This window comes from Xanthomonas sp. DAR 80977 (assembly GCF_041240605.1).
GTDB lineage: Bacteria > Pseudomonadota > Gammaproteobacteria > Xanthomonadales > Xanthomonadaceae > Xanthomonas_A > Xanthomonas_A bundabergensis.
This window is the reverse complement of sequence record NZ_CP162487.1, coordinates 1139898-1156666: the sequence shown is the minus strand read 5'-3', so window position 1 is coordinate 1156666 and position 16769 is coordinate 1139898. Positions and strand designations below refer to the sequence as shown.

10 protein-coding genes are annotated in these 16769 nt (G+C 69.8%); 3 read left to right on the top strand and 7 right to left on the bottom strand.

Annotation, left to right across the window (positions count from 1 at the left end; all coding sequences use genetic code 11):
* Window positions 1-467: 467 nt before the first annotated feature.
* A complete protein-coding gene (locus AB3X10_RS04880; RefSeq protein ID WP_369979546.1) occupies window positions 468-3629 on the bottom strand; it encodes a TonB-dependent receptor in 3162 nt (1053 codons plus the stop codon).
* 310 nt (window positions 3630-3939) lie between these two features.
* Here AB3X10_RS04880 and hemL point away from each other — a divergent pair, with 310 nt between their 5' ends.
* Together hemL and AB3X10_RS04870 are read left to right on the top strand one after the other, a co-directional pair.
* The gene (gene hemL / locus AB3X10_RS04875) at window positions 3940-5232 is read left to right on the top strand and encodes a glutamate-1-semialdehyde 2,1-aminomutase (RefSeq protein ID WP_369979544.1); all 1293 of its coding nucleotides are present in this window, start codon (window positions 3940-3942) and stop codon (window positions 5230-5232) included.
* A gap of 219 nt (window positions 5233-5451) precedes the next feature.
* Window positions 5452-8226 (top strand): LuxR C-terminal-related transcriptional regulator, encoded by a 2775-nt coding sequence (locus AB3X10_RS04870; RefSeq protein WP_369979542.1) that lies wholly within the window; start codon window positions 5452-5454, stop codon window positions 8224-8226.
* Between the two features lie 205 nt (window positions 8227-8431).
* On the opposite strand, the gene azu is transcribed toward AB3X10_RS04870, so the two are convergent.
* The 6 genes from azu to AB3X10_RS04840 form a co-directional block, all read right to left on the bottom strand.
* Window positions 8432-8863, bottom strand: a complete 432-nt coding sequence (gene azu, locus AB3X10_RS04865) for an azurin (RefSeq protein WP_369981653.1) — start codon at window positions 8861-8863, stop codon at window positions 8432-8434.
* A gap of 177 nt (window positions 8864-9040) precedes the next feature.
* Window positions 9041-10231, bottom strand: coding sequence for a pyridoxal phosphate-dependent aminotransferase (locus AB3X10_RS04860; RefSeq protein WP_369979541.1), 1191 nt, complete (start codon window positions 10229-10231; stop codon window positions 9041-9043).
* 31 nt (window positions 10232-10262) lie between these two features.
* Entirely contained in the window at window positions 10263-10772 is a 510-nt protein-coding gene (locus tag AB3X10_RS04855; protein ID WP_369979540.1) for a RidA family protein, read from the bottom strand.
* 44 nt (window positions 10773-10816) lie between these two features.
* Window positions 10817-11245, bottom strand: coding sequence for a c-type cytochrome (locus tag AB3X10_RS04850; RefSeq protein WP_369979539.1), 429 nt, complete (start codon window positions 11243-11245; stop codon window positions 10817-10819).
* On the bottom strand, window positions 11242-12840 hold the full coding sequence (locus AB3X10_RS04845) for an NAD(P)/FAD-dependent oxidoreductase (RefSeq protein WP_369979538.1): 1599 nt from the start codon (window positions 12838-12840) through the stop codon (window positions 11242-11244). The genes AB3X10_RS04850 and AB3X10_RS04845 overlap by 4 nt, the downstream gene beginning before the upstream one ends.
* Before the next feature lie 218 nt (window positions 12841-13058).
* The gene (locus AB3X10_RS04840) at window positions 13059-15755 is read right to left on the bottom strand and encodes a TonB-dependent receptor plug domain-containing protein (protein ID WP_369979537.1); all 2697 of its coding nucleotides are present in this window, start codon (window positions 15753-15755) and stop codon (window positions 13059-13061) included.
* Window positions 15756-16042: 287 nt separating this feature from the next.
* Between AB3X10_RS04840 and AB3X10_RS04835 the strand changes: the two genes are divergently transcribed.
* Window positions 16043-16660, top strand: coding sequence for an HAD-IA family hydrolase (locus AB3X10_RS04835; protein ID WP_369981651.1), 618 nt, complete (start codon window positions 16043-16045; stop codon window positions 16658-16660).
* Window positions 16661-16769: the final 109 nt, after the last annotated feature.

The following is a 16769-nucleotide window of genomic DNA, read 5'->3' as shown; positions in this document are numbered from 1 at the left end:
CCCACCGGGAGAAGGTGCCCCGAAGGGGCGGATGAGGGTACGGGCGCAGCCTCGCGCACCCAAACTCCGCGAGTCGCTGCGCGCCGTACCCTCACCCCAACCCCTCTCCCGAGGGGAGAGGGGTTCAGCTGTTCCTTCTCCCCTCGGGAGAAGGTGCCCCGAAGGGGCGGATGAGAGTACGGGCGCAGCCTCGTGCCCCCAAACTCCGCGAGTCGCTGCGCGCCGGACCCTCACCCCAACCCCTCTCCCGGGGGGAGAGGGGCTAGGCTGTTCCTTCTCCCACCGGGAGAAGGTGCCCCGCAGGGGCGGATGAGGGTACGGGCGCAGCCTCGCGCACCAAACTCCACGAGATGCTTCGCGCCGGACCCTCACCCCAACCCATCTCCCGAGGGGAGAGGGGCTTGGCGCCATGGCTCGGTGGACACCCAGGCGTCACTCCCCTACGAAGCGGCCATCCTCGTGCCCGCTCAGAAGTCGTAGCTCAGCGTCACCCGTGCCGAGCGCGGTGCCTGGTACGCCACCGCCTGGTTCCACAGCGGGTTGACTTCGCCCGGGTTCAACTCGGAGAACGGATAGACGTTGGTCACCGTCTGCCGGTTGGTGACGTTGAACACGTCCAGGCTCAGCGCCAACTTGCCCTCGGCGAACCTCGGCTTGTAGCTCACGCCCAGGTCGAGCTGCGCCACCCAGCCCAGATTGCCGTGCGAGCCCGGCGGCGACGGCTCGCCGGTGCCGGTGGCCGGGTTGTAGCAGAAGTGGTACGTGCCGCCGGTGACGCTGGGATTGGCATAGCCGGCCGGGTCGCGATCGCCAGCGTCGTAGTTGGTGCCGTAGTAGTAGCCCAGGCATGGCCGCGGCGCGCCGGAAATCAGGCTGAGGTTGGCCGAGGCGCCCCACTCCTCGGTCAGCTGGTAGAAGCCGTACGCCTTGAGCTGGTGGCGGCGGTCGTTGGACTGGTTGCCGTTGAAGTTCTCCATCAGCGCCGCATGGTCCCAGCTCTGCGTGGTCGAGGTCGCCGCCTGGCCCCGGTAGCTGCCCAGCGCGCCGCCGGTGCGCCACAGGTCCGAACGCAACTGGCCTTCGGTGGTGCCGTAGCTGTGCGACCACACGTAGCTCATCTTGGTGTACCAGCGGCCGTCGAACGGACGCTCCAGGTTGAATTCCAGCGCTGAATAGCGGCGCTTGAATTCGGGGTAGCCGCCCTGCTCGCGGGTCACGGTCAAGGCGTGGATCTGGCCGTCGGTGCCGATCACCCGGTAGGTGTTGGTCTTGCCCGGATTGACCAGCGCCGCGCTGGCGTTCTTGGCCCAGTCGATGTCCACGCCCGCCGCCTCCGCCGCGGCCAGCAGGCCGGCGTTGGAGTTGTCCAGGTTGGTGTCGTCGATGCCGTCGTTGAGCCGGCGATGGGTGCCGCGCACGCCGAGCACCCAGTCGTTGGGCAGCAGCTTGGTGAAACCGAGGATCAGCTCGTCCTGGTTCTCGCCCTTGATGTCCTCGACCACCGCGGTGCGCACGTCGGCGAGCCGGCCGAAGCGCGAGTTGGCCGACACCGGCGGCGCCAGCTGGGTGGCCAGGATCGGCGTGCCGTCGGCGTTGATGCCGCTGTAGGTGTAGTAGGTGCTGGTGGACACCGCCGGGGTGAACAGGCCCGCGGGCGACAGCGGCAGGCCGAGGTAGTAGCGGCCGATGTTGCCGTACACCTTCAGGCTGGAGTCGCCGTTGACGTCCCAGCTGAAGCCCAGCCGCGGCGCCCACTGGTTCTTCAGCTCGATGTAGGCCTGGCCGAACGGGGTGTAGTTGGTGAAGCTGTCGTTGCGCACGCCCAGCGAGAGCAGCAGTTTGTCGGTGACCTGCCAGTGGTCTTCGAGGTAGTACGCGGTCTGCTTGGCGTCGTAGGAATACAGGTTGGTGGCGATGTCCTGGGTGACGTAGTAGCCGGTGCTGCCGTAGGTGGGATCGGCCAGGCCCGGGCTGGGCACGCCGATGCTGCCGTCCTCGGCCACCGAGCCGCTGACCTGGCCGCCGCTGTTCAATCCGTACGGGTCCGGGGTGTAGCCGTAGGTCCAGGCGTAGCCGGGGCCGGAACTGTAGGAGCCGATGTTGATCGCCTCGCTCTTCTGGTTGTCGATGCCGACATCGATGCTGTGCGCGCCGAGGCGCCAGTTGAGATTCAGGCGCAGGTTGTCCTTCTTGTACTCGCGGTCCGGATCGGTGATCGAGCTGACCGTCTGCGTGTTGCCGATCGCGGTGCCGCCGGTATAGGCCGGGTTCTGGTTGGCGACGCTGTTGAGGAACGGACCGTTGCCGGCGTCGTAGCCGATCGCGGTGAGCTTGTCGGGCAGGCTCTCCTTGCCGTACAGCGCGGTCAAGGTGACGTTGTCGCCGAAATAGCCGGTGTACTTGCCCAGGAACAGGGTCGGGCCGAACTCGTTCTTGGCTTCGCGGCCCTTGTAGCTGCCGACCTCGCGCTCGACGTAGTCGTAGCCGTAGATGTTGCCGTTGGTGCGCGCCTTGTCCTGCGCGCCGGTGAATTCCAGCGAGTGGTTGTCGCTGATCTGCCAGTCGATCTTGGCGTAGGCGCGGGTCTGCTTGTAGTCGTAGCGCGTCCACGGCGAACCGGAGATGCCGCCGGAGGTGACGCGCGCGTCGGCGACGCGGGTACCGCTGGAATCGACCTGCTCCAGGGCCAGGAAGAAGAACAGCCGGTCCTGCACCAGCGGGCCGCCGACATAGGCGCTGTAGGTGGTCTGGTCGGCGCTGGTCTCGCTCAGCGGCATGTAGTTGCCGGCGGTGTACTTGGCATTGCTCGGATCCCAGTACACGCTGTCCTTGCGGAAATACAGGTCGCTCTGCCTGGCGCTGAGGCTGTCCGGTTGCCAGATCACCGCCGCGCCGAAGTGCCATTCGTTGCTGCCGCGCTTGCCGACCTGGCTGATCACGCCGCCATTGGAGCGGCCGTACTGCGCGCCATAGCCGCCGGTGAAGATTTCCTGCTGGTCGATCGCGCCGTACGGCAGGGTCAGCCCGCCCAGGCTGCTGGCCGGGTCGGTGGTGTTGAAGCCATTGAGGTAATAGGCGTTCTCGCTTGCCGCCGAGCCGCCGAAGCTGGCCAGCGAACCGCCGAGCGGGCCGTTGTCGAAACCGCCGCTGTTGGCGACCACGCCCGGCGCCAGCAAGGCGATGGCCTCGGCGCTGCGGCCCAGCGGCAGCACCGCCAGTTGCTCGGCGGTGATCACGGTGCGGCTGTCGACGCTGGCCACGTCGATCCGGGCCACGTTGCCGGCCACCACGTTGACCGCATCCAGCGTCTGCGCCGGGCCGCCGAAGCCGACCTCGGTGCCGGCGCCGACCACCAGGCTGATGTTCTCGCGCGTCTCCACCACCTGGCCGTCGCGCTTGAGCGTGACCGTGTAGGTGCCCAGCGGCAGGTTGCCCTGCGCGTAGCGGCCGCGTTCGTCCACCTTGACCTCGCGGCTGAAGCCGCTGGTGTTGGTGATCAGCACGCTGCTCTCGCCCGCGCCCGGCGGCACGCTGCCGACGATGCTGCCGGTGGTGGACTGCGCATGGGCATGGCCGGCGGCAAGCGCCAACGCGAGCGCCAGGGCGCTCCTGCGGATCGTACGGTGCATGCTCTCTCCCCGAAGATGGAAATCGTTGGCAACCCAACGAAAAATGCAGGCGCAACGCCAATGGCGCTGCCCGCGAACACAGTGGAACTCCGCCCGTTGCACGGCCGGTCGCCGCTGGCGATCGGGCCGTGCGCCCCTGGACGCTTCGATAGTAGGCAGCGGATCACAGGGCGGAGCCGGCCACGGCGGGTAGGTGCGGCGTGGCCGGGTAGGCGCCATGGCACCTGCGGGCGGGAGCCGCGACAATAGGCGGCATCGCTCCGCGCCCGGCCATCCGGCCCGGCCAGCCTCGCCAAGGATTCCCCCGCTCATGAACCATTCCCGCTCGCAGGCCCTCTTCGACCAGGCGCAGGCGCTGATCCCCGGCGGCGTCAACTCGCCGGTCCGCGCCTTCAAGTCGGTGGGCGGCGAACCGTTCTTCGTGCAGCGCGCCGACGGCCCCTACCTGTACGACGTGGACGGCAACCGCTACATCGACTACGTCGGCTCGTGGGGCCCGATGATCGCCGGGCACAACCACCCGGCGGTGCGCGAGGCGGTGCAGCGCGCGATCGGCGACGGCCTGTCGTTCGGCGCGCCGTGCCCGGCCGAGGTGACGATGGCGCAGACCATCACCCGGCTGGTGCCCTCGTGCGAGATGGTGCGCATGGTCAACTCCGGGACCGAGGCCACGCTGTCGGCAGTGCGCCTGGCGCGCGGCGCCACCGGGCGCAGCCGCATCGTCAAGTTCGAAGGCTGCTACCACGGCCACGGCGACTCGTTCCTGGTCAAGGCCGGCAGCGGCATGCTGACCCTGGGCGTGCCGACCTCGCCGGGCGTGCCGGCCGGCCTGAGCGAACTCACCGCCACGCTCAGCTACAACGATGTCGAAGGCGCCACCGCGCTGTTCGAGCAGATCGGCGGCGAGATCGCCGCGGTCATCATCGAGCCGGTGGTCGGCAACGCCAACTGCATCCCGCCGCGCGACGGCTACCTGCAGCACCTGCGCGATCTGTGCACGCGGCACGGCGCGCTGCTGATCTTCGACGAGGTGATGACCGGCTTCCGCGTGGCCCTGGGCGGCGCGCAGGCGCACTACGGCGTGGTCCCGGACCTGACCACGTTCGGCAAGATCATCGGCGGCGGCATGCCGGTCGGCGCCTATGGCGGCCGCGCCGACCTGATGCGGCAGATCGCCCCGTCCGGGCCGATCTACCAGGCCGGCACGCTCAGCGGCAACCCGGTGGCGATGGCCGCCGGCCTGGCGATGCTGGAGCTGGTGCAGGCGCCGGGCTTCCACCAGCGCCTGGACGCGGCCACCGCCGCGCTGTGCGCCGGGCTGGAGCAGGCCGCCGCCGCCGCCGGCGTGGCGGTCACCACCAACCAGGTCGGGGCGATGTTCGGGCTGTTCTTCACCACCGAGAAGGTGGAGACCTACGCCCAGGCCACCGCCTGCGACACCGCCGCGTTCAACCGCTTCTTCCACGCCATGCTGGAGCGCGGCGTGTTCCTGGCGCCGTCGGCGTACGAGGCCGGCTTCCTGTCCAGCGCCCACGACGACGGCGTGCTGGAGGCCACCCTGGCCGCGGCGCGCGAGGCGTTCGCCGTGGTCGCCAGCAGCTGAACACAAACTGAGCACCCGGTCGCGACTTTGCTTTTGTCGCGGCCGTGTCATAAGTTCAACGTTCAAGGCCAACGGACGGCATCAGGGCGGGGGCCCGTGGAATCGGCGCGGCACACGGCTTTCCGCGATCTGCGCGGCGAGCCGGCATGCGTCGCTTCCGTCCCGTCACCCGAGCCGCCAGAGGGCGCGAGGGCGACCGCTGCAGACACTCATGGCGACATGCTCAAGCCTGTCACGCTGTTGAATCCGCGTTCCCTGCCGTCCGTGCACGACAGCCCTGCCGTGCCCGACTGGGTGCTGGCCGACAAACTGGCGCCGCCGCGCTCGCGCGTGGCCGCGGTGGCGCGCGAGGCCTTGCTGCAGCACCTGGACCGCGCCGCCGAGCTGCCGCTGACGCTGTTGCTGGCGCCGCCCGGTTTCGGCAAGACCACCTTGCTCGGGCAATGGCACCAGCGCCTGCGCGAGCGCGGCGACGCCGCGGTGGCGTGGCTGTCGCTGGACGAGGACGACGCCGATCCCGGGCGCTTCCTCGCCTACCTGGCGCTGGCCGCGCGCGGCGCCGGGATCGAACTCGGCGCGCCATTGCAGGCCGCGTTGCAGCAGCAGGGCCAGGACCTGGAGGTGGCGTCCACCCTGCCCGGCCTGATCCGCGCGATCCGCACCGCGCCGAAGCGCCTGCTGGTGATCCTCGACGACTACGACCGCGGCCACGCCAGCGCGCTCGACGAGGTGGTGACGCGACTGGTCGAACATGCCGGCGGCCAGTTGCACCTGCTGCTGGCGACGCGGCGCGCACCCGCGCTGCCGCTGGCGCGCTGGGCGTTGCAGGGCCAGCTGGAACGCATCGGCGCGCGCGAACTGGCGCTGGACGAGGCCGAGACGCTGGCGCTGCTGGGGCCGCAGGTGCCGGCGGCGATGGCCCGCCAGTTGCGCCGGCAGACCGAGGGCTGGGCGGTCGCGCTGCAGCTGGCCGGGCTATGGCTGGGCGGCGACGAACGCCGCCGCGACGACCTCGGCCGGTTCTCCGGACGCACCGCCGAGCTGGCGGCGTATCTGGCCGAACAGGTGCTCAACGACCTGGATCCGGCGTTGCGCGCGTTGCTGCTGCAGCTCTCGCCGCTGGAACGGTTCAACGCCGCGCTCGCCGACGCGGTGCGCGAGCGCGACGACAGCGGCCGCCTGCTGGAACGGCTGGCGCACTTCCAGGGCCTGCTGGTGGCGCTGGACGGCGAACACGAATGGTTCCGCTTCCATCCGCTGTTCGCCGACTACCTGCATCAGCAGCTGGAGCGCGACACGCCCGGGCTGGCGCCGCAGCTGCACCGGCGCGCCGCGCACTGGTTCGATGCGCACGGGCAATTGCCCGAAGCGGTGCGGCACGCGGTGCGCGGCGGCGCGATCGACAGCGCCGCCGACTGCATCGCCCGCGCCGGCACCTGGCAGTTGCTGCTGCGCCACGGCACCGCGCCGATCCGTGCGCTGCTGCGGCGCTTCCCGCGCAGCAGCATCGGCGAACGGCCGGCGTTGAACCTGACCCAGGCCTACCTGCACATGAAGCTGGGCGAGTTCGCGCACGCGCAGACCCTGCTGGAACGCTTCCGCGATTTCCCCGAACACGTGCGCGCGCCGTTCGAGCGCGACTACACGGTGGTCGTCGCGTTGCTGCGCGACCTGCTCGACCAGGTCTGCGCCAACCCGCGCGGACTGGCGCAGATCGCCGCGCAGGCGGCGGCGCTGGACGAGGACGACAGCCTGGGCCGCGGCACGCTGTGGTGCATCTGCGCCACCACCGCGCTGGGCCGCGCCGATTTCGCCGGCGCCGAGCGCTATGCGCGACTGGCCGGCAGCGCGATGCAGGCCAGCGGCAGCGAGGTCGGCGCCAGCTATGCGCTGATCCACCTGGCGCAGAGCCACTACTACCGCGGCCAGCTGGAACGGGCCGAAGCCACCTGCCGGCAGGCGCTGGCCATGGCCCAGCGCCAGCAGCAGCTCGATCCCACCTTGCAGGCAGTGGGCCAATGCCTGCTGGCGCAACTGCAATGCGAGCACGGCCGCTACGACGAGGCCGCCGATTGCCTGCAGCCGGCGCTGGGCTTCCTCGAACAGCACGACGGCTGGCTGGACGTGTATGCCGCCGGCTACGAGACCGCGCTGGTGCTGGCGCGGCAGCACGACCGCAGCGGCCGCGCCGCGCTGGACCTGCTCGACCATATCGACCGCATCGCGCATGCGCGGCATCTGGGCCGGCTCGCCGACCTGGCGCTGGCCTGGCGGCTGCACGTGCTGCTCGACCAGCCGCCCTCGGCGGCGATCGACGTGCTGGTCGCGCGCACCGGCGGCGAGGCGCGGTTCGCGCACGCGCTGGGCCAGCCGCAGGATTGGCGCTTCCTCGCCGCGCTCGGCTTCGCCCTGGCGCGCTGGCATCGCCTGGGCGGACGCACCCGCGCCGCGCTGGCGGTGCTGCAAGGCGTGGAAGCGGCCTGCATGGCCGCCGACAACCAGGTGCACCTGGCGCGGGTGCGCGCGCGCATCGCGCTGGTGCTGCACGACCGCGGCGAATCCGCCGCCGCGCTGCCGTATCTGCGCCACGCGCTGCAGCACGTGGCCAGTACCCAGGCCTGGCAATGCCTGCTGGAACTGGGGGTGCCGGGCAAGGCGCTGCTGCGCATGGCGCGCCAGCAGGATCCGCAGGCGGCACCGAACACCACGCTGGCGATGACCATCCAGGCGCTGCTCGACAAGCTGCGCCACGACCAGGACAGCGGCGCCGAGCTGTTCAGCGAGCGCGAACTGGAAGTGCTGGCGCTGCTGGCGCAGGGCGACGCGAACAAGCAGATCGCGCGGCGCCTGGCGCTGTCGGAGAACACGGTCAAGTTCCACCTGAAGAACCTGTACCGCAAGCTGGAAGCCGGCACCCGCGAGGCCGCGCTGGCCAGCGCGCTGCAGCGCGGGCTGCTGCAGCGCGCGGCGCCGCCGGATGCGGCATTGGACTGAGCGCGAAGGCGTCGCAATCGCGAAAGCCGTCGCTATTTTGTGGGAGCGACTTCAGTCGCGACAGGCGTTATCGGGAAAGCCCGTCGCGACTGAAGTCGCTCCCACAGGGTGAGTCGGCGCTGACGCAGGCCGACGCCTGCGGCGCCGTCCTGTTCGAAAGGCGCTGCGGATCGCTGGTCGCAACCTGCAGCGCAACCGCGGCGACTCAGCCGAAGACGAACTTGCCCTTCATCATCGCCCAGTGCCCCGGGAACGAGCAGAAGAAGGTGTAGTCGCCGCCCTTGGCGAGCTTGGCGGTGGAGAACTTGACCGTATCCGACTGCCCGGCGCCGATCACCTTGGTGTGCGCGATGATCCGCGCATCGCTCTTGGGCAGGTAGTTGTCGGCCAGGCTGGAACTGGTGCCGGCATTGGCCACCGCCTGGAAGTCCGGGGTCTTGGTCAGCACCCAGTTGTGGCCCATCACCGCGGCGGTGAGCTTGCCGCTGTGCTTGAGGGTCAGCGCCACTTCGGTGCAATCGGCGGCGACCTTGATCTGGGTCTGGTCGAAGGACATCTGGTCGGTGCCGGTGATGGTCACCGCACAGGTCTTGGCCCAGGCCGCCGGCGCGAACGCGAGCGCGGCGAGGACCAGCAGGGGAAACAGCGACTTCGCTTTCAAGACGGACTCCTTGGCAGTGGGAACGGCGCAGCGTCGCGCCACGCGCCGGCATGCGCTGCGCGCGCAGCGGCGTCCCACGACTGTCTGCCTTTGCGCAAATGTTTGTCAACGACGAACGCTCGTGCACTGCAGCATCGAGCGCAGGACGCGGCGCTAGGCGTTGCGGAAGAATCCATGCAACGGATCGTGCAGCGCCAGCGGCGGCGGCGGTACCGGCAGCGGCCCGCGCTTGCCGGCCGCCACCTGCGCGAACGCGCGCTTGAACCGCGCCATCTCCGCCGCGGTGCCGACGGTGATGCGCGAACGGTTCGGCCACAGCGCCCAGCTGCGGCCGACGAACACGCCATAGGTCGCCATCGCGTCCATGAATTCCTTGGCCGGGCGCTGCACGTCGACCATGAAGCAATTGCTTTCCGAGGCGGTGCAGGCATGGCCCTGCGCGGCGAGCCAGCGCACCACGTCGTTGCGGATGGCGCTGTTGAGCGCGCGCCGCTGCGGCACCAGCGCCGGGTCGCGCAGGCTGGCCAGACCGGCGGCGACCGCGGTCACCGGCAGGCTGTTGACGCTGTAGAACTTCAGCCTGGCCAGCAGCTCCGGCCGCGCCACCGCATAACCGAGGCGGATCCCGGCCATGCCGTAGAGCTTGGAGAAGGTGCGCAGCACGATCACGTCGTCGCCGGCGGCGACGCGATCGACCATGCTGCCGGCGCTGTCGGAAAAATGCAGGTACGCCTCGTCGACCACCAGCACGCTGCCCTTGGGCTTGTGCGCCAGCGCGTAGTCCAGGTCCTTGCGCGGGGTCACCGAGCCGGTGGGATTGTTCGGGTTGCAGATGTAGATCACCCCGGCGTTGGCGTCGGCGGCGCACATCGCCTGCACGTCGTGCGCGTCGTCCTTGCGCAACGGGATCTTGATCACCTTGGCGCCGTTGCGCGCGGCGGCGCGCCAGCCGGACTCGAAGGTGGGATCGGCGGTGACCAGCGACGCGCCGGGCGAGGTGAACGCCAGCATGGTGTAGTCCAGCGGCTCGGTGGAGCCGGCATAGGCCATCACGTGATCCAGGCCCACGCCGAGCTGGGCGGCGAGGGTCTGCAGCAATTCCAGCTGCAGTTCGCCCAGGTAGCGGCCGCCGCTGGACGCGATCGCGGCGATCGCGCGCTGCGCGGCCGGCGACGGGCCGCCGGGATACTCGTTGGCGTTGATCAACACCGGCGCCAGGTCGGCGCTGGCCGCCTGCGCCGCGCCGGACGCGGCCTGCGCCAGCCACGGCGTGCCGAGACCGGCCGCGGCGACCAGCGCCGACTCCTTGAGGAAGGTGCGGCGCGAACGCGACGGTTGCTGCATGACGGACTCCTTGGAAAACGTGGCGAAGAAACTACGGACGCACCGCGACCACTTCGATCTCGATGCGGTACAGCGGATTGCCCAGCGCGGCGATCTGGAACGCCGAGCGCGACGGCAGGTTGGGTTGCTCGGGCGTGCCGAAGAACTGCCGGTAGCCGTCCATGAAGCCGGCGAAATCCATCTTCCCGCCCAGCGCCGGGTCGCCGACCAGGAACGCCTGCATCTTGACCACGTCGCGCATGCCCAGGCCCATGCCTTCCAGCTGCGCCTTGATCTGCGACAGCACGCTGACGGTCTGCGCCTTGGTGTCGCCGTAGGCGGCGGGCGAATCCTTCGGCGCGTCCGGGTCGATCGGCCGCGGCACCGCGCCGCTGAGATAGACCGTGGTCTTGCCGGCCGGGATCTCCACCGCCGCGGAAATCGGAAAATCGCTGTTGGGAATCTTGTGGCGCACGATCTCGGCGGCGCCGGCCAGGGCGGGCAGCCACAGCGCGGCGCACAGGCCGGCACGGAACGAGCGGGAAACGAAGCAATGGCGCATGCGGAACTCCTGGCGGTCGAAAAGGGAATGAAGAACGTCGCGGCTCAATGCCGCAGCGTGCGCACCTCGTCGGCGCTGAGCCTGCCGGGATAGTCGTTGCCGAACTGGCTGCGCACGTAGTGCACCACCTCGGCGACCTGCTGGTCGTTGAGCATGGTGCCGAAGCCGGGCATGCCGCCGCGGCCGTCGAGCACCATCATCGCCACGTACGGCGCCGCGGCCACCTTGGGGTTGCCGGCCAGCGGCGGATACTCGCCGCCGCCGCGCGCGCCCTGCCCGCCGGGCATGTGGCAGCCCTGGCAGATCGCCGCGTACACGGTGGCGCCGGAAGCGGTGGCGAACGTAGCCTGCGGATACAGCGGGGTGGCATCGGAACTCTGCGCCGCGGCCGGGCCGATCGCCGGCGGCAGCATCAGCGCGAGCACGGCGGCGGCGACCGCCGCAGCGAGCATCCAGTGACGATCCAGCTTCATGCGCGGGCTCCGTTGACGACGCGGCGATGCAGGCGCTCGATCGCGTCCAGCGCCGAAGTGATGGCTCCTTCCTGCCAGGCCGGGATGTACGAGGCGTGCTCGCCGGCGAGCGCGATGCGGCCGTCGATCCGGCACAGGTTCTCGTAGTGCTCGGCGCGCGCGGCGTCGCTCCACACGCCGAAGCAGCCGTGGGTGAACGGCACCCGGTGCCAGCCCACGGCGATGCCGTTGTCGAATTCGCGCGGGTATTGCGGATGCAGCTGGGTGCCGTACTCCACCGCCTTGGCCACGCGCTGCTGCGGCGTCATCGAGGTGAACTCGAACGCTTCCAGCCCCCACACGTAGGCGCCGAGCAGCACGCCCTTGCCGGCGCTCTGGAACCCGGTGCTCGGATAGCTGATCAGGGTGATCGGCAGGTCGGTGTAGCTGATGCCGCCGTAGATCGCCTCGTCCTCTTCCCAGAAGCGGCGCTTGAACTGCAGCCCGACCTTCACCGAGGCCGCATACGGCACCTGGCCGATCGCCGCAGCCATCTTCTCGCCCACCGCCAGCGGGATGCGGCTGAGGATCGACAGCGGGATCGTGCACACGCACCAGTCGGCCTTGGCCAGCTGCTCGCCGCCGCCTGCGTCCTGGTAGGCGACGCTGACCCCGTGCGCGTCCTGGTCGATGCGGGTGACCCGCGCGTTGTAGCGGATCGCATCGCCGAGCTCGCGCGCGAACGCCTTGCCGATCTGGTCCATGCCGCCGACCGGCTGGAACATCGCGGTCTGCATCTCGTAGTTGTTGCCCGCCGCCAGCGTGGTCCACAGCCGCGAGCGCAGGATGTCCTGGGCGCTGAACGGCTCGGAGAACTGCGGCTTGCCGGACAGGCCGCCGCCGGGATACTTGGCGAAGCCGCGGCGTTCGCTGCTCTCGCGGCCCTTGACGTAGCCGAAGTCCTTGTCCAGCGCGCCCCAGTTGCGCAGCGACTCGAGCAGGATCTCCTGGTCCTCGCGCTGCACCTGCGCATCCAGCGCGCCCTGCCGGGTGCTCTTGGCCAGCAGTTCGGCCACGTGCCCCTTGTAGTCGGCGTCGATGTCGCGGAAGCGTTGCGGCTTGCCGCCGAAGCCGTCGCGGCTGTGCAGCAGCGCATTGAAGTTGACCTGCACGAACGGTTCCAGCGCCACCCCGAACTGCTTGCAGTAGGACAGCACCGCCTTGTGGTGGTGCGGGATGCGCCACGGCCCGGGATTGAGGTACATGCCCGCGTCGAACCCGCACTGCTGCTCGAAGCCGCCCAGTTCGGTGTAGCGGTCGCCGCCGCGCAGCGTCCAGTTGCGGCCGCCGGGACGCGCGTTGTACTCGAGCACCTGCACGCGGTAGCCGGCCTTGCGCAGTTCGTAGGCCGCGGTCAGCCCGGCCAGGCCGGCGCCGAGCACCAGCACCGAGGCGCCCTTGGCGTCGCCGTCCAGCCGCGGCACGCCGGCGAAGCGCGATTCGGCCGCCAGGCCCAGGCTGTGCATCGCCTGGTACATCATCGCGCCGCCGCCGGCCAGGCCGATCCTGGCGAGCAATTGGCGGCGGGTCATGGCTCCCCTGGGTGCTGCTTGCATCGTCGACATCGCCTCGCGGATTGCAGGTCGACCATAGCCGCCGCACCGGCGGCGCGGGCCGTGTGCGGCGGGTAGGTCGCGATGGAGCGGGTAGGACCGCGGCCGCTGCGGCGCGCGGTGCGATCGGCGGACGGTGGCCCTGCGCGACTCCGCCTGTGGACGGACCCTCAGCCCAACCCCTCTCCCGGGGGGAGAGGGGCTCGAGCGGGGCGCGTTGCTCAGAAGCGGTAAGTCAGCTTGGCGTAGTAGCGCGCGCCGAAATAGCCGATCGGGCTGCCGGTCAGGTACGGCGAGTTGTAGTAGCTGAGGTAGTTCTTCTCGAGATAGTCGTACGCCGCCGACGGGATCTTGTCGGGATAGGTGTTGAACACGTTGTCGCCGCCGACGCTGACGGTCAGCTGTTCGGTGGGCCGGAACGTCAGTTCGACATTGGTCAGCGCCATCGTGCCGATCTTCTGCTTGTAGTACGGCGCGCCGTTGACGTCGACCACGTCGAGCTGGCTCAGCACGCTGTCGGGGAAGATGTCGCCGTTCCACTCGTCGTAGGGCGCCACCAGCTGGTACTGCGGCCCGTACACCGCCTCGGTCACGCGCAGGCTGAACTTGCCGACGTTGAAGGTGGCGCCCAGGTTGACCCGGTACTTGGGCGCGTTGTTCTCCAGGTTGATCAGCGTCGCCGCGCTGTACATGGTGGCGCCGCCGAGCACCTCCGGCGCCGGCTTGGCGCTGAGCACCTCGGTCTTGTTGTAGTTGGCCGCCAGCATCCAGTCGATCGAGCCCCAGTCGAACTCGGTGATGTAGTTGGTCACCCAGTCCACGCCGCTGCTGCGGGTCTTGAGCGCGTTGTTGAAGATCGCCACCGAGATGTTCTGCCGCGCGGTGGCGTCGAGCGAGCCGCCCGGCGCCGCCGGATCGATGCCGCCGAGGTAGCCGAAGTCGACCAGCGCCTGGCCCAGCGCGGCGTTGTAGGCGGCATCGGGCGTGCCGTCGCCATTGGTGTCGCCCGGCTGGCCGGCCTTGGAATACTCGAAGGTGCCCACGCCGATGCGGTCGGAGATGGTGATGCGGTAGAAGTCGAGCGTGCTGTCGAAGTTCTGCATCGGCCGGAACACGAAGCCGAGGCTGTAGTTGGTGCTGGTCTCCGGCTTCAGGCTGCCGAAGCCCAGCGCCGCGGCGGCCGCGCTGTTGGGCTGCAGGGTCGGGGTGGCGCTGGTCGGGCCGACCTGCACCGCCGAGTAGTAGCCTTCCTGCAGGGTCGGCGCGCGGAAGCCGGTGCTGGCGGTGCCGCGCACCGCGAAGGTGTCGGTGAGGTCGAAGCGGGTGGTCAGCTTGCCGACCACCTTGCTGCCGAAGTCGCTGTAGTTCTCGTAGCGCCCGGCCACGTCGAGCAGCCACTTCTCGGTCGGGTTGAACACCACGTCGGCGTAGGCGGCGTAGCTGTGGCGGCTGTAGGAACCGGTGTTGAACAGCGGGTTGTAGCCGGGGAAGGAGGACGCGCCGGCGCCGTAGTACGAGGTCGGATCGCCCGGATCGATGCCGTACTGGTCGCGGCGGTATTCGATGCCGGCGTTGAAGGTCAGCGGCTGCGACAGGCCGACGTCGAAGTCGTGCGTGGCGTTGAGGTTGGTGGTCCACTGGCTGGCCCAGAACGAGCCGTCGTAGAAGTCCTCGGGCGAAGAGCCGTAGTCCTGCCACAGGCTGAAATTCATCGAGTTCAGCGTGTACACGTCCATCTCGTTCTTGCCGTAGCTGCTGGAGAAATCCCAGGACCAGTCGGCCAGCACGCCCTTCAGCCCGGCGGTGAGTTCGTAGTCGACCTCGTCGGAGGCCTCGGACGGATTGAAGCCCAACGCGTACTTGTGGCTGACCGCGCCGGTCGCCGGATCGACGTAGCCGCCGTCCTGGCTGGGGCGGCGGTAGTTCTCCTCCGACTGCGCGGTCTTCTTGCCGTAGCTGCCGAAGGCGTAGAACTCCAGGGTGTCGCTGAGCACCGCGCCGGAGTTGAAGAACAGCGCCTTGCGATGCACTTCCGGCGGATTGAGCCAGGCGTTGACGTTGGGGAAGCGCCCGTTGAGGGTCATGCCTTCGACATCGTCGGCCAGGAAGTCGGCCATGCTCGGATTGACCGCCGAGCAGTCGGCATAGTTGGCCACGCAGTCGGCGTAGCTGTACGAACCGAGCCGGTACACGGTCTTGCGGTTCTCGACCTCGGCGCTGAGGCTGAAATACGCCGCGTCGCTGCCGAAGCCGATGTTGGCGCCCCACGAATCGGTGCCGCCACCGCCGTCCTTGTAGCCCGCATAGCCGGCATCCACCTCGCCGCCCTCGTGGTTCTTCTTGAGGATGATGTTGATGACGCCGGCGATCGCGTCCGAGCCGTACAGCGCCGCGGCGCCGTCGGTCAGCACTTCGACGTGATCGATCGCGGCGGCCGGGATGAACGACAGGTCGGCCGAGGCCGCGCCGGTGGTGGTGTTGACGTTGGAGGTGATGTGGCGGCGCTTGCCGTTGACCAGCACCAGGGTGTGGTTGGGCGAGAGATTGCGCAGGCTGGCGGTCAGGGTCTGGCTCGCCATGTCGTTGCCGGTCTGGTTGGCGTTGTAGGACGGCACCTGGTTGGCGATGGCGTTGATCAGGTCCGGCGCGGCCGACTGCTTGAGCATCTCCGCGCTCACCAGCTGGATCGGCGCCGGGCTGTCGGTCACCGCCATGTTGGCCTTGCGCGTGCCGGTGGAGATGACGGTGATCGCGTCCAGTGTCTTGGCCTCGCCGGCCGGCTCCTCCGCCAGCGCCGGCAGTGCCGGCGCGCCGGCCAGCAGCAGCGTCAGCGTGGCCAGCGCGTGGCCGTGACGCGCAGTGCACAGTGCCGTGCACACCGATTGCGCCAGACGATCGGATTGCAAACGCTTGCTCATGTCCAAGACCCCCGAGATGACGTGGATGTGGCGTGGATGCGCACCGGTCCCCGACCGGCGGCGCCGCGATCGCGGCGTGCAGGGACCATAGCCAGCGCGCAGCGCCGGGCGAGCGGATCCGGCGGGTAGGTGCGCCGCGGGCGGGTGGGTGGGGGATGACCGGCATCGCGGCGCGGGTAGCGGCGTTCGCCGCCGCGGGTACTGGGTTACTCTCGGGCGCCGCTGCTTCGGACCCGCCCCATGTTCCAACCCTACCTTTCCTGCCTGCGCCAGGCGCCGTGGCCGCGCTGACCCATACGCGCCCCCGGCTGCTGCTGCTCGACTTCGACGGCGTGCTGGCGGCCTACTCGCGCACGGCGCGCATCGCGCACCTGGCCGCCCAGTGCGGCTGCGACCCGGTGCGGGTGCGGCAGGTGTTGTTCGCCTCCGGACTGGAAACGGCCTACGACGGTGGCGACCTCGCCACCGCCGACTATCTGCACCGGCTCGGCGCGGGCCTGGGCGCGCCGGTGAGCGAAGCCGACTGGATCGCCGCGCGCGTGGCCGGCAGCCGCGGCGATCCCGGCGTGGTCGACCGCGTGCTGGCGCTGGCCGGCAGCGTCGAGATCGGCGTGCTGACCAACAACGGCGCGCTGATGGCGCAGGCGATCGCGCAGATCGTGCCGGCGCTGTTCCCGCTGCTGCACGGACGCGTGCTGTGCAGCGGCGCACTCGGCGGACGCAAGCCGCAAGCCGAGGTCTACCGGCGCGCGCTCGACCATTTCGGCGTCGCCCCGCGGCACGCCCTGTTCATCGACGACCTGTTCGTCAACGTCCGCGGCGCCCGCGCCATCGGCATGCCCGCAGAAACCGCCAGCGGCACCCGCGCCCTGCGCCGCGCCCTGGCACGGCACGGCCTGACATAAGCACCTCGCATACGCCAACAGAACCGCCGCAGCTGAGCTGCCACGGCTGTGCCCACGACCATGGCTATAGCGGTTGCTGTTGCTGTTGCTGTTGCTGTTGCTGTTGCTC